The organism is Paenibacillus puldeungensis, from assembly GCF_042678945.1.
GTDB classification, from domain to species: domain Bacteria; phylum Bacillota; class Bacilli; order Paenibacillales; family Paenibacillaceae; genus Fontibacillus; species Fontibacillus puldeungensis.
Genome location: NZ_JBHTLM010000023.1, coordinates 16,267 through 29,535 on the forward strand (window position 1 = coordinate 16,267; position 13,269 = coordinate 29,535).

Sequence of the window (13,269 nt, forward strand, 5' to 3'; positions counted from 1 at the left end):
CTTCTCATCCTCTCTCTGCTAAGTTTCGATTCATTAGTTAAGATGAGAAAGAACTGGACAATTTATGCCCGACTGGGCCTTACAGAAAATGTATAACAGTCGCCATGCTATCTTTTTGATATAATAGCTACATCTCATGATAGAGGTGACTAGACTTTGAATATATTAAAAAACGATTGGGCGCCTTATTTACAAGGTGAATTTGAGAAGCCCTACTACCTGCAGCTGCGTAAATTTCTTGTCGAGGAATATAATACGAGATTCATATATCCCGACAAATATGATATTTTCAACGCACTCCACTATACTTCCTTCGCCAATACGAAAGTGGTCATATTGGGCCAGGATCCTTATCACGGACCTGGACAAGCTCATGGTTTGAGCTTCTCTGTAAAACCGGGCATCAAGTCGCCACCTTCACTGCAAAATATTTTCAAGGAACTGCACGACGATTTAGGATGCTATATCCCGAACAACGGGCATTTGGTCAAATGGGCCGAACAAGGTGTCCTGCTCCTAAACACGGTACTGACCGTTCGTGCCGATACTCCGAACTCACATAAAAATATGGGCTGGGAGAACTTCACGGACAAAGTAATCGAAACGCTTAATCAGAAGGAGCATCCGGTAGTGTTTCTGCTTTGGGGCAGCCATGCCCAGAAAAAAGCCGAGCTGATTACGAACAAGCAGCACTATCTGATCAAAACACCGCACCCAAGTCCCTTGTCAGCACATCGGGGGTTTTTAGGCAGCAAGCCGTTTTCGAAGACAAATCAGTTTCTAAAAGTCCAAGGACTTGGCGAAATCGATTGGCAAATCTCGAATTTGTAGGCTAAGTCATGGCTTCCGCCAATGAAACAAGCTTCATCAGCGTCTTCCAATTTCGGGCGGTTGCCGGAACGTCCAGCTTCGGCAAATGATTGGCGAGCTTGGAGTTTCGGATGCTATCGGAGAATAGCATATAGATTTCCCGCCCGATAATCCGGAAATCTTCGTTCTGGTTTTTGTAGCCGCCGAGCTTCTGCACGCTTTCCTGTGAAGGCTCCTTTGACAAAAAAGCGATATGCAGGCATTCCCCGGTTGCCGTGGCTTCTGCTGCGGAAATCTCCGCGGGTGAAAACGGACAGGTATCAGCAATCTGTTTCATCTCTTCGGCCGTTCTTAATACCACGGTCACCGGGAAGCCAAAATCGGTCAAAATTGCTTGTTCGATGCAGAAGCGAAGCGACTCTTCTCCCTCATCAGATTGAAACAGAACGTTACCGCTCTGAATGTAGGTTTGCACCTCATGCAGCCCCGAATTCATCAGAGTGCGCTTTAATTCGGCCATTTTGATCATATTTTTGCCGCCTACGTTAATGCCTCGCAGTAAAGCGATGTAGATCGTCATTGACTCTATCCCTCCTTGAAGTGGTCAATACTTCCCTTTTAGTCCAGATTATAATATCCCAATTTATGTTACGTCCAGAAGTGTTATTTGCCCTTCATTTGCCCTATCAACCGGTTCATTTGAACTAAATTAAACAAGGTATTTAGACCGATTTTTTCATTTCATATGGAAGTGATAACAAAAATTTACTGTTAATTATAGAATTTCATTACATCTTTTGGTATATTATGGGCAGGGGCCGCAAATTGCTAACGTTTTATGTCATTCAGCGTCTCCTTCAATCCTGAGGAAAGTGGGGTGATCGGGCTGTTTTTGGCTACCGCAAGGGACACTCAATACACAGAATCACGAGTCATAAGGAAAGAGCACACCAGGTTCCAACAGTAAAAAGCACTAATCGTTTGTTTTAGTAGAACACTCTATATAAGGAGGATTCAATCTGCTATGGGCAAATGGATGAAGAAAAGCGGGATTATGTCTTTCAGCTTTTTGTTAGCGCTTACAGGATACTCAGGATGGGGCTCCTTCTCTCCAGTCGCTAAGGCAGAAGCGACCAGCTACAATTACGCCGAAGCACTGCAAAAGTCAATTTACTTCTACGAAGCGCAGCGCTCAGGGGACCTCCCGGCCAATAACCGTGTGGAATGGCGCGGAGATTCAGGCCTCCAGGACGGTGCAGATGTCGGTCATGATCTTACAGGAGGCTGGTATGATGCCGGGGACCACGTTAAATTTGGATTCCCGATGGCAGCTACCGCAACAATTCTCGCATGGTCTGTATATGAGTACCGGGAAGGATATGAACAGTCCGGTCAGCTCGAAGAAATATTGGATAATATCCGTTGGGCCACAGATTACTTTATGAAAGCCCACACGGCCCCAAATGAGTTATGGGGACAGATCGGCAACGGTACGGCCGACCATAATTGGTGGGGTCCTGCAGAGGTTATGCCGATGCAAAGACCTGCTTACAAAATCGATACCACCCATCCGGGGTCCGATCTTGCCGGGGAAACCGCTGCGGCGCTTGCGTCCGCCGCGATTATTTTCCGGGACAGCGATCCTGCTTATTCCGAAAAATTGCTTCGTCACGCCAAAGAACTGTACAACTTTGCCGACCAATATCGGGGCAAATATTCGGACAGCATCACCGATGCGAAGCAATTCTACAATTCATGGAGCGGCTATGCCGATGAGTTGAGCTGGGGAGCCGTCTGGCTCTATTTGGCGACAAACGATCAGACCTACCTGAACAAAGCCATCGCCGCAAGCCAGCTTTGGGGCACCAACCAGCAAGGAGATTGGGACTACAAATGGACCCATGCCTGGGATGATAAGCATTATGGGGCCCAACTGCTGCTGGCCCGCATCACCGGCGATTCCAAATTCGTCCGGTCCACGGAACGCAATATGGAATTCTGGACGACCGGTGTCTCGGGAACAGGTGAACGGGTTGCCTATACGCCCGGCGGCCTAGCGCACCTGGATCAGTGGGGAGCCCTCCGCTATGCAGCAAATCAGGCTTTTCTAGCATTTGTGTATTCCGACTGGGTGAGCGATCCTGCGAAGAAGATAAACGCGCGTTCATTCGCTGAGCAGCAAATTTTATACATGCTCGGAGACAACCCTCGAAACAGCAGCTACGTCATCGGATACGGCAACAATTCGCCGCAGCATCCGCATCATCGCACCTCCCACGGCTCATGGGCAGACAGCCAAAACACACCGGTGAACCACCGTCACATTTTGTACGGGGCCCTTGTCGGCGGTCCATCCAAAGATGATACCTATACCGACTCCATCAGCGATTTCGTCTCTAACGAAGTTGCAACCGATTACAATGCCGGCTTTACAGGCGCTTTGGCCAAAATGATGCTGCTTCATGGAGCTGGCCAGCAGCCGGTCGCCTCCTTCCCCGCTCCGGAGACACGCGAGGACGAAATGTTCGTTGAGGCCTCGGTAAATGCAAGCGGCAGCAACTTTGTAGAAATTAGGGCCCTGCTGAACAATCGTTCCGGATGGCCGGCACGTGCCAGCGAAAACATGTCGTTTAATTACTATGTCGATCTTAGCGAAGCGATCGCTGCGGGCTATGGACCTGGAGATATTACTGTTGCAGCCGGCGGTTATAATCAGGGAGCTACTGTCACCCCCCTCAAACCTTACGATGTAAGCAAAAATATTTACTATACGACGGTGGATTTCTCAGGAACGCGCATATATCCCGGCGGTCAATCCGCTTATCGCAAGGAAGTGCAATTCCGGATCGCCGCGCCTTTGAACACAACATTTTGGAACAACGCCAATGACTTCTCTTATCAGGGCATCGCTTCTGGAGGATCCAGTCCCATTAAAGCGCCGAATATCCCGGTATTTGATGCCGGAGTACGTGTGTTTGGGGAACTGCCTGCCGGAGGTGGCAACCCAGGAGAACCAACAGCACCTGCAGCGCCGCAGAATGTGAAAGCGCTGCCTGGAAATGAAGCAGCTCAGCTATCTTGGAGCGCAGTAAGCAGTGCCTCCGAGTATCTGATCAAGAGATCGGCAGCGAGCGGCGGTCCTTACAACACTGTTGGAACTTCAAGCGTTCCCTCGTTTGCCGATTCGGGGCTGACAAATGGAACAACCTATTATTACGTCGTTGTCGCGAGGAATGCCGTAGGCGACAGCCTTCCTTCTTCCGAGGTCTCCGTAAAACCGCGTTCAACTCCGATACCGGCAGAAGGCGATTTGAAGGTTCAATATCGCACCAACGATACGAACTCCGGTGATAATCAGTTGAGGCCGCTGTTTCGAATCGTGAATACCGGCAATGAGACCGTTTCGCTCAGCGATCTTACCCTTCGGTATTATTACACTACTGACGGCGACCAACCGCAGCAGTTTAATTGCGACTATGCATTTGTCGGCAGCGGCAATGTCAGCGGCCGGTTTGTCAAGCTGGATCATCAGGTTACCGGCGGCGACCATTATCTTGAAATTGCCTTCGCTCCAGGAGCCGGAAGTCTGGCTCCGGGCGCCGATAGCGGCGAAATTCAAACCCGCGTCAACAAAACGGACTGGACCAATTACAACGAAAGCGACGATTATTCGTACGGTGGAACGCAGCAAACCTTTGCTGATTGGAATAAAGTGACGCTGTACCGGAATGGTACGCTCATTTGGGGAGTCGAGCCTTAATCTTTTCCGAATTTGAACAATTCATTTTGAAAGGATGATGTTTGGATGACGCGAACGGGTAAATTCAGGAAATCTGCTTCTATCCTGATGACGATGGCTTTATTATTCACGATGACGACGGGTGTATTTGGCTTTGGGACTCCTAAAGCTTCCGCAGCTTCCGTGGAAGAAACTCGTTTTTTGCAGCTATACTCTCAGATTAAAGACCCAAGTAACGGCTATTTTTCCGCGGAAGGCATCCCTTATCATTCCATTGAAACGCTCATGAGTGAAGCTCCCGATTATGGACATATGACGACCTCTGAGGCATACAGCTACTGGATGTGGCTTGAGGTTTTGTACGGCCACTATACCGGTGACTGGAACAAACTCGAAGATGCATGGGACAATATGGAAAAATATATGATCCCGATCAATGAGGGCGACGGGAAAGAAGAACAGCCTACTATGAGCAACTATAACCCGAACAGTCCAGCCACCTATGCGGCGGAATACGGTCAGCCAGACAAATATCCAAGCAGTCTCACAGGCCAGTACTCCGCTGGGAAGGATCCGCTTGATGCAGAGCTGAAAGCCACTTACGGCAACAATCAAACGTACCTGATGCACTGGCTGCTGGACGTCGATAACTGGTACGGGTTCGGCAACCTGCTCAATCCAAGCCATACGGCCACTTATGTGAACACGTTCCAGCGCGGCGAGCAGGAATCCGTTTGGGAAGCCATTACTCACCCTTCGCAGGACAACAAAACGTTCGGCAAAACGGGTGAAGGCTTCATGTCCCTGTTCACGAAGGAGAACAATGCACCGGCAGCTCAATGGCGCTACACCAACGCTACCGATGCCGACGCCCGGGCGGTTCAAGCTATGTACTGGGCCAAAGAGTTAGGCTACAATAACGAGGTCTATTTGAAAAAAGCCGAGAAAATGGGGGATTATCTCCGTTACGGCATGTACGATAAGTACTTCCAGCAAATCGGCAGCGCAGCGGACGGCAGTCCTGCAGCCGGGAATGGCAAAGACGCCAGCCATTTTCTGATGTCGTGGTATACGGCATGGGGCGGCGGACTTGGGCAAGGCGGCAATTGGGCTTGGCGGATCGGTGCGAGCCATGTCCATCAAGGATATCAAAATGTCGTAGCATCCTATGCCCTGTCCGATCCCGACGGCGGACTGATTCCCGACTCCGCAACAGCAGGACAGGACTGGAATACAACTCTGAAACGCCAATTGGAATTTTACACCTGGCTGCAATCCGCCGAAGGAGCGATTGCCGGCGGCGCCACAAACAGTTGGGATGGAGCATACAAAGCTTACCCGGCTGGAACGAGTACATTTTACGGGCTGGCTTATGATGATGCTCCTGTCTACCATGACCCTCCTTCAAATAACTGGTTCGGCATGCAAGCCTGGCCGGTAGAACGCATTGCCGAATACTACTACATCCTTGCTTCAAACGGTGACACTTCTTCCGAGAACTTCCAAATGGCCAAACAAGTGATCAGCAAATGGATCGACTGGTCGATGGACTATGTATTTGTGAACAGCCGTCCGTCCTCCGACTCTGAGGGTTATTATCTGGATGCACAAGGCAACCGTGTCCTTGGCGGAACCAATCCGCAAATCGCTACTGTCGCCGCTCCGGGAGAATTCTGGATTCCTAGCAATCTGGAATGGCAAGGCAAACCGGATTCATGGAACGGCTACAGCAGCCACACAGGTAACTCTGGCCTTCACGTGGTGACGAAGAACCCTGGTCAAGATGTTGGCGTACTCGGAAGCTACATCAAAGCGCTGACCTTCTTTGCAGCAGGTACCAAAGCCGAAAACGGCAGCTACACTACAATTGGCGGTCAAGCTGGGCAGTTGGCAAAATCACTGCTGGATACGGCATGGAGTTATAACGATGGCATCGGCATTGCCAAAGCGGAGCCGCGCGATGACTACTACCGTTACTTTACGAAAGAGATTTATTTCCCATCAGGCTGGAGCGGCACATATGGTCAAGGCAACACGCTCCCTGGCTCGAATACAGTGCCTTCCGATCCGTCCAAAGGCGGAAACGGCGTATATGCCAGCTACTCCGATGTTCGTCCGAAAATCAAAAACGACCCAAGCTGGCAAGCTCTCGTGGATAAATACAACACCAGTTGGAATCCGCAAACCAAGAAGTGGGATAACGGTGCGCCTCAGTTCACATATCACCGTTTTTGGTCACAAGTCGACATGGCTACAGCCTATGCCGAATATGATCGCCTGATCAACGGCGGCGGTGGCGGCCCAGTCGATCCGGTGGCTCCTAAAGCGCCTGCAAATCTCAAAGCTACTCCAGGGGATGCCAAAGTTCAGTTGTCCTGGAGCAAATCGACCGGAGCAGAAAGCTATACGGTAAAACGTTCGATCACTAGCGGCGGACCTTATGCAAATATCGCTACTGTGACTGAACCGGCTTACACCGACTTGAATGTTGTTAACGACACAACTTATTATTACGTAGTTAGCGCCTCGAACGCAGTTGGCACAAGTCCTGATTCCGCAGAGGTCAGTGCCAAGCCGACGGCAACGCCTACTCCGGTGCATGGTAATCTGAAGCTGCAGTATCGCAGCACAGATAGCAATGAAACCGATAACCAGGTCCGGGCTAATCTCAAAATTGTGAACACCGGAACGGAACCCGTTTCACTGAGTAATGTAAAGGTGCGGTATTACTATACGGTGGACGGTGACAAAGCGCAGGAATTCTACTGTGACTATGCTGCCATCGGCAGCGGAAATGTCACCGGCAGCTTTGTCAAAATGCCTAACGCAAAACCAGGCGCCGATTATTATTTGGAAATTTCCTTCGGATCAGGGGCGGGTACTCTGGCTCCAGGTGCAGACACTGGCGATATCCAAATCCGGTTCAACAAAACAGACTGGTCTAATTACAACGAAGCAGGAGACTTCTCCCATGATGCCACCAAAACTTCCTATACCGAATGGGATAAAGTTCCGCTTTATGTGAAAGGAACTCTGGCTTGGGGACTTGAGCCTTAAGGAATTACACAATAAACTTAAAATAGGTGCGCGTTAAGTCTCTATGCGGTCCGGCAATAGCACTTCTGCCGGGCCGTTTTTTTTATGTCCGCCCGAATTTTCTCCAATTATTCATTTATGCATCATCTGACCCCTTTGCGTTTTGCTAAAATCTTCATATAGGCAATATGGAGGTGAGAACTATGAATCCTATGACACCAAGGGCATCAATGACACCTGAAGTTATAACTTACGCTTTGCCTGAAAATGCCTCCGGATCGGATGCCTTTTACCACGATGTGTCTCAATTGGCGGATGAGCTGCTGGAAACGACTAAAGGTGAAAAAGCCGTGTCCGATTTTGTCTCATTCACGGCTGAGCACGAACTGGAGCTTATGAGTAATCAGGTTTATGTTTTAGAGTTTCTTATGATCGGTGTCCTATGGAGAAGCTACGGCAAACAAGCCGCTGCCTTCCATCTGCGCGGAACGAGTCTCTTAACCCGGATTTACCGATTGCGAAGCAAAGGAAAACAGCAGCGGGAAGCCGTCAACCGGGTAAAGGGATTTCTAAATACAACCGTTTTGGCCAAAGCAGGTACCACCGAGCTAAACATCCATCCTGATCATTTTGGAAAGCTCATTCGTTGGCTTGCAGCAACCGGTGAATTTGAGGAAGAATGCAAACGCCTGAACATATGGAAAGCTTATCTATTAAGTAAACCTTTGAACGAAAGCATATCTTTTCTTGAACGCGCCATCCGGTTGACTGACTGGTTCGAACGCAGGAGTGTCATAGTTCTAGGCTGCTATACCCCCAATGTAGATTCATTTCGAGAACATCACGCTCAAAGTCTGAAATGGAAGGAAAATTTAATCTTCTGCACTCGCGGGCGTGTGGAATATCATTTGAATATGGTTGGCGCCGAGCTGATGAACAGAGCCTTTAGGGACTGCTTTCTACAGACGAAGGAGAAAAAAGTACTGCTACCTATTTGCATGAGGCTGAGAGGAGAAATTGGCTGCCGGGCGGTGCGAGTAGAGGACGGTTATGCTTGCACTGGCTGTGTAAAGGAATGCCAAGTCAATCAAATGACGGTTCTGGGTAAAGAAAAACAATTTCAAGTACGGATTATCCCCCACGCCTCAACCGCTTTCGAACAACTGGACGACCGGAGGAAAGGCGAGATCGGCATTATCGGCATCGCCTGTGTGCTTCAACTGATCTCTGGAGGATACAAAGCAAAGTCGCTGGGATTTGAACCCCAATGTGTCCTGCTGAATTACTGCGGCTGTGCCAGACACTGGCACCCTGATGGGATAGTCACTCACATCAACTTAAATCGGCTAAAAAGCCTGCTGGAATCGTAACGGCATGAATTTCGATTTGACAATTCATGCTTTTTTTATTATCCTTCAGTTAGATATTTATTTAATTAGATATATGTTTAATTTGCTTATATACTAAATCTTAAGGAGGTATGTCATGATGGATAATTCAGACAAGGCGCTGAACGAAAAAACAGTGCAAGCGGTGCTGCGGAACTTTTTTACAAAGGAAGGAAAGTTAACTCATTTACCGGCCCAGCTCAAGAAAAAGTTGATCGTTTTGGAGCATCTCGTTTCTCAGCTGGAACAGGGGCATAGCTACTCGGAGAAACAGATTAACGAGTATATCAAAAGGGTTGATGATGATTATGCGACGATCCGACGGGAGTTTATCATTTACCGGTTTATGAGCCGGGAAGATGGGATTTATACGGTGAATCCGCCGGAAATGTGGACGAGGTGGGACAGCTTGAATTAACAGGGATTGTATGAATTCATGAAGCTTGTTAGGCAGTAACGTTTTTTTCGCGGAAGATTGGGAATAAAAAGTAAAGATACACCTATATCAAAGGGGGATTCCCTGATGAAGTTAACGCCCGAGCAACGCGTACAGCTGCACGAATTCAACAACCTGACAAAAACGTTAAGCTTTAATATGTACGACATCTGCTACACCCGAACCAAAGAAGAACGCGAAGCCTATATCACCTATATTGATGAAGAATATAATTCAACGCGACTCACAAGCATTCTTCGCACCGTAGCCGATATCATCGGAGCTCACGTTTTAAATATCGCCAATCAGGATTATGTTCCTCAGGGGGCTAGCGTAACGATGCTTGTATCGGAAGGCCCTGTCGTGGAGGTGCCGAATGAGTCGTTTGATGAATCCCCCGGACCGCTTCCCGACTCCGTTGTAATGCAGCTCGACAAAAGTCATATCACCGTGCATACGTATCCTGAATATGATCCTAATGAAGGCATCAGCACGTTCCGGGCCGATATCGACGTGTCTACCTGCGGAGAAATTTCGCCTCTCAAGGCCCTAAACTACCTTATCCATTCCTTCAATGCGGACATTATGACGATCGACTACCGCGTGCGCGGTTTTACCCGTGATATCAATGGGCAGAAGCTATTCATCGATCACGATATCAGCTCCATCCAGAACTATATTCCCGATGAAGTGATCGAGCTGTATCAAATGATTGACGTCAATGTGTATCAGGAGCATATTTTTCATACAAAATGCAAGCTCAAGCAATTTGACCTTAACAATTATCTATTCGGCTATACGAAGGATGCGTTGGATCCCGAGGAGATTAAAGATATTACCGCTAGGCTCATTACGGAGATGGATGAAATTTTCTACGGCAAAAATATTTTATCCGGATCGCTGGATTTCGGTTTCGGTCTGTGAAAAGAGATTTAGAGTACAGGAGCTCAGCCAAACGCTAGACTAGATATGTGATTGTGATGTAGAGAGTATCGGGGCTCACCGTAGTCATCCCTTGCATGGATTTGATGTTGTAAAAAGTACAACATTTGGCCCCGACTGTCGGTCATTTTCGGGTGAATGTTGCAGTTTGTACAACAATAAAATACAACAATGAGGCGGGGAGCTGTTGAGATTCTGTGGTGGAGGCTGGTGGAGGCACCATATCGGAGTTGTGCATATCTCTCCCGCCAATATTAGAGTCTACGGTTATAGCGATACGTGAGTTTCGGATACGAATGGCGCCTACTCGTTTAGCGCTGCCTGCAATGACTCCAGATTTATGCGCATCAGTGCGAGGTAATCGCGCTTATTGGCCTCATCCTCTTCGGTGAGCCCTTCGATCGGGTTAAGTACCGCCGTTTTAGCCCCGATTTCACTCGCAATGGCATCCGCTACTTTCGAAGAGACAAGGGTTTCAAAAAATATTGTCTTCACCTTGTGCTCCTTAGCAAACTTGATCACTTCCGTCATCTGCTCTGCGGAAGGTTCCTGATCCGGGGACAGGCCGGCAATCGGAACCTGCGTTAAGCCGTACTGTTTCGCCAGATACCCAAACGCCGCGTGCTGAGTTATAAAATCTTTCCGATTCGCCTTCGCCAGCCCCTCCTTGAATTCCTGATCCAGCTGATTCAGTTTGCTTATGTAGGCGTCGGCATTTTGCTTAAATTTGTCTTTATGATCCGGGGCGGCTTTGGCAAGAGCCGTTTCAATATTCCGGACCTCCTGGGCTGCAAGGGAAGGCGCCAGCCAAACATGAGGGTCAAGGCCGCCGTGATCATGCGCATGTTCGTCACCACTCTCATGGCGGTGATCCCCGGTCGCGTGATCATGATCGTGATCGTGGTCGTGTTCATCGCCATGCTCTTCTTCCGTTCCCTCGATTAAATCCAGTCCTTGGCTTGCCTCAACGGTCACTAGCTTGCCGCTGCCAATGGCCGACTTGACTTGATCCACCCAGCCTTCCATTCCGGCGCCATTGTAGACAAGCACATCGGATTCCTCAATTTTCTGAATATCTTGTGGTGTGGGCTCCCAGTCATGTGGCTCGACACCGCCAGGGACGAGCAGTTCAACATCTGCCAGCTCACCAGCCACCTGCCTAGTAAACTCATACATCGGGTAGAAGCTGGTTTGTATTTTCAGTTTATCCGGCTTGGCGACGGTTTCCGTGGATTGTGCCGCACCTGCGGATTTCGCCGAGTCAACCTGAGAAGATGCGGGGTCATTCCCTCCTCTAGCACTGCACCCGGCAATCACCAATATACTTAACGCTACCGCCATAAAAGCTTTTCTTTTACGTTTCATCTTCTTCCTCTCTCCTTCTCATAACGAATTAAAAACTCTAGTAATCTCTGTCTATAAGCGCTCTCTCTGAAGGACACGCGCACTGCGCTTAGTAAGGAACGCGCGAGCCTTCTGAGCACTTATTCCGATAAGCAGGAACAGCAGCAGGATCAGCGAGATCGTCCCGCCGGGCGGGGTGTCCATATAATATGAAGCGGTTAATCCGCTAAAAATCCCCGTTAGTCCAAGCAAGACGGCCATCACCAACGCGGCGGTGAAGCCGCGGGCCAAACGCAGCGCCAAAGAGGCGGGCAGCACCATCAGTGAAGAAACGAGCAGTACGCCTACGACCGGCATCGCCGAGGCCACAGTCATCCCGGTAAGCATCGCGAGGGAAAAAGACAGCCACCGTACGCGCCCCCCGCTGATTTGGGCGGTTTCTTCATCGAACGTCAGGTTGTACAGCGGTCTTTTGAGCAAAATAAAGTAGATTATGCCGGCGGCAGCAACCCCGCCAATCATCCAAAGCTGTACCTTACTGACCGCCACGATCGAACCGAACAGATAGGAGCTGAAGCTCTTGTTCAAATTCGTGCTAAAACTCATGAGCACCACGGCTAAAGCTAATCCCGAGGTCATGGTGATCGCCACCGGAACCTCACTGTATGTGCGATAGGCTCGCCTGAGTTGCTCAATCAGCAGCCCACCAAGTATCGCTACGGCGAACCCTGTAGCGGCCGGATTCCACTGCAGCACCGAGCCAAGCGCTACTCCGGCTAAAGAGACATGCGACAACGTATCGGCCATAAGTACCTGACGCCTTAGCATTAAGTAAATGCCGAGCACCGGGGCGATTACTCCGATAAAGGCGCCGGCCCAAAACGCACGCTGCATGAACTCGTACTCAAACATTGCCATTCCTCACTTTCCTTCTGTTCCAGTGAAATAACGCGATCCAGGTATTGTTCGGTCTCCTCCAGCCCATGGGTAACCATGATCACTGTGACGCCATGTGCGGTCACATAATGCCGCATCAGCTGGTAGAAGCCTAAGCGGCTCTGTTGATCCATGCCGGCCGTGGGTTCATCGAGAATCAGCACCTGAGGCTGACCAGCAAGCGCCCGAGCGATACAAATGCGCTGCTTCTGTCCCCCTGACAGCTCACCGATTTTACGATGCCGGTGCTCCCACATTCCGACCTGCTTTAAGCTTCGTTCCACGATGTCTCGCTGCTCGGGACCGAGCCTTCTGAACAAACCCAGCTTTGGGTAACAGCCGGATTGAACCAACTCCAGTACCTGGCTCGGGAAGCCGCTATTAAACGACGCCACTTGCTGCGGAACGTATCCGATGTTCAATCTTTTGCCCACCAACGCTTCCCGGTTAATCTTTACCACGCCGCTCCACGGCTTGAGTAAACCGAGCATCAGCTTGAGCAGCGTTGTTTTAGCCGCCCCGTTAGGGCCGGTAATCCCAACGAATTCACCAGCATGAACTTCCAGTGATATTCCGCTCAAAACCGGGGTTTCACCGTAGCCGAAGACGACATTCTCCATTGTTGATAAAATCATAAG

The 13,269-nt window shown here is 49.5% G+C and carries 10 protein-coding genes; 6 read left to right on the forward strand and 4 right to left on the reverse strand.

Going from position 1 to position 13,269, the window contains the following annotated elements:
- Positions 1-156: 156 nt before the first annotated feature.
- Positions 157-831, forward strand: a complete 675-nt coding sequence (locus tag ACFQ3W_RS22165) for a uracil-DNA glycosylase (protein ID WP_379321415.1) — start codon at positions 157-159, stop codon at positions 829-831.
- A gap of 1 nt (position 832) precedes the next feature.
- Here ACFQ3W_RS22165 and ACFQ3W_RS22170 read toward each other — a convergent pair whose 3' ends face one another.
- A complete protein-coding gene (locus tag ACFQ3W_RS22170) occupies positions 833-1,390 on the reverse strand; it encodes a DUF1697 domain-containing protein (protein WP_379321416.1) in 558 nt (185 codons plus the stop codon).
- A 444-nt stretch (positions 1,391-1,834) separates the two neighbouring features.
- Here ACFQ3W_RS22170 and ACFQ3W_RS22175 point away from each other — a divergent pair, with 444 nt between their 5' ends.
- The 5 genes from ACFQ3W_RS22175 to speD all read left to right on the forward strand — a co-directional run bounded on the left by ACFQ3W_RS22175 (position 1,835) and on the right by speD (position 10,333).
- On the forward strand, positions 1,835-4,570 hold the full coding sequence (locus ACFQ3W_RS22175) for a glycoside hydrolase family 9 protein (RefSeq protein ID WP_379321417.1): 2,736 nt from the start codon (positions 1,835-1,837) through the stop codon (positions 4,568-4,570).
- A gap of 45 nt (positions 4,571-4,615) precedes the next feature.
- Positions 4,616-7,606: a glycoside hydrolase family 48 protein gene (locus tag ACFQ3W_RS22180; RefSeq protein ID WP_379321418.1), complete on the forward strand. Its 2,991-nt coding sequence runs from the start codon at positions 4,616-4,618 to the stop codon at positions 7,604-7,606.
- A gap of 182 nt (positions 7,607-7,788) precedes the next feature.
- Complete coding sequence (locus ACFQ3W_RS22185) at positions 7,789-8,955, forward strand: DUF116 domain-containing protein (protein WP_379321419.1); 1,167 nt, start codon at positions 7,789-7,791, stop codon at positions 8,953-8,955.
- A gap of 115 nt (positions 8,956-9,070) precedes the next feature.
- Positions 9,071-9,391: a DUF2087 domain-containing protein gene (locus ACFQ3W_RS22190; protein ID WP_379321420.1), complete on the forward strand. Its 321-nt coding sequence runs from the start codon at positions 9,071-9,073 to the stop codon at positions 9,389-9,391.
- A gap of 105 nt (positions 9,392-9,496) precedes the next feature.
- Complete coding sequence (gene speD, locus ACFQ3W_RS22195) at positions 9,497-10,333, forward strand: adenosylmethionine decarboxylase (RefSeq protein ID WP_379321421.1); 837 nt, start codon at positions 9,497-9,499, stop codon at positions 10,331-10,333.
- A 321-nt stretch (positions 10,334-10,654) separates the two neighbouring features.
- On the opposite strand, the gene ACFQ3W_RS22200 is transcribed toward speD, so the two are convergent.
- Genes ACFQ3W_RS22200 through ACFQ3W_RS22210 form a run of 3 tightly spaced genes read right to left on the reverse strand, consistent with a single transcriptional unit; the run spans position 10,655 to position 13,266 of the window.
- Positions 10,655-11,716, reverse strand: a complete 1,062-nt coding sequence (locus ACFQ3W_RS22200; protein ID WP_379321422.1) for a metal ABC transporter substrate-binding protein — start codon at positions 11,714-11,716, stop codon at positions 10,655-10,657.
- A 51-nt stretch (positions 11,717-11,767) separates the two neighbouring features.
- On the reverse strand, positions 11,768-12,613 hold the full coding sequence (locus tag ACFQ3W_RS22205) for a metal ABC transporter permease (RefSeq protein ID WP_379321423.1): 846 nt from the start codon (positions 12,611-12,613) through the stop codon (positions 11,768-11,770).
- On the reverse strand, positions 12,550-13,266 hold the full coding sequence (locus tag ACFQ3W_RS22210) for a metal ABC transporter ATP-binding protein (RefSeq protein ID WP_379321424.1): 717 nt from the start codon (positions 13,264-13,266) through the stop codon (positions 12,550-12,552). The genes ACFQ3W_RS22205 and ACFQ3W_RS22210 overlap by 64 nt, the downstream gene beginning before the upstream one ends.
- Positions 13,267-13,269: the final 3 nt, after the last annotated feature.

What these genes read in the sequence shown, in the direction of transcription:
- ACFQ3W_RS22170 (WP_379321416.1), bottom strand. Translation starts at nt 1,390, where the DNA reads ATGACGATCTACATCGCTTTACTGCGAGGCATTAACGTAGGCGGCAAA.
- ACFQ3W_RS22175 (WP_379321417.1), top strand. Translation starts at nt 1,835, where the DNA reads ATGGGCAAATGGATGAAGAAAAGCGGGATTATGTCTTTCAGCTTTTTG.
- ACFQ3W_RS22180 (WP_379321418.1), top strand. Translation starts at nt 4,616, where the DNA reads ATGACGCGAACGGGTAAATTCAGGAAATCTGCTTCTATCCTGATGACG.
- ACFQ3W_RS22185 (WP_379321419.1), top strand. Translation starts at nt 7,789, where the DNA reads ATGAATCCTATGACACCAAGGGCATCAATGACACCTGAAGTTATAACT.
- ACFQ3W_RS22190 (WP_379321420.1), top strand. Translation starts at nt 9,071, where the DNA reads ATGATGGATAATTCAGACAAGGCGCTGAACGAAAAAACAGTGCAAGCG.
- speD (WP_379321421.1), top strand. Translation starts at nt 9,497, where the DNA reads ATGAAGTTAACGCCCGAGCAACGCGTACAGCTGCACGAATTCAACAAC.
- ACFQ3W_RS22200 (WP_379321422.1), bottom strand. Translation starts at nt 11,716, where the DNA reads ATGAAACGTAAAAGAAAAGCTTTTATGGCGGTAGCGTTAAGTATATTG.
- ACFQ3W_RS22205 (WP_379321423.1), bottom strand. Translation starts at nt 12,613, where the DNA reads ATGGCAATGTTTGAGTACGAGTTCATGCAGCGTGCGTTTTGGGCCGGC.
- ACFQ3W_RS22210 (WP_379321424.1), bottom strand. Translation starts at nt 13,266, where the DNA reads ATGATTTTATCAACAATGGAGAATGTCGTCTTCGGCTACGGTGAAACC.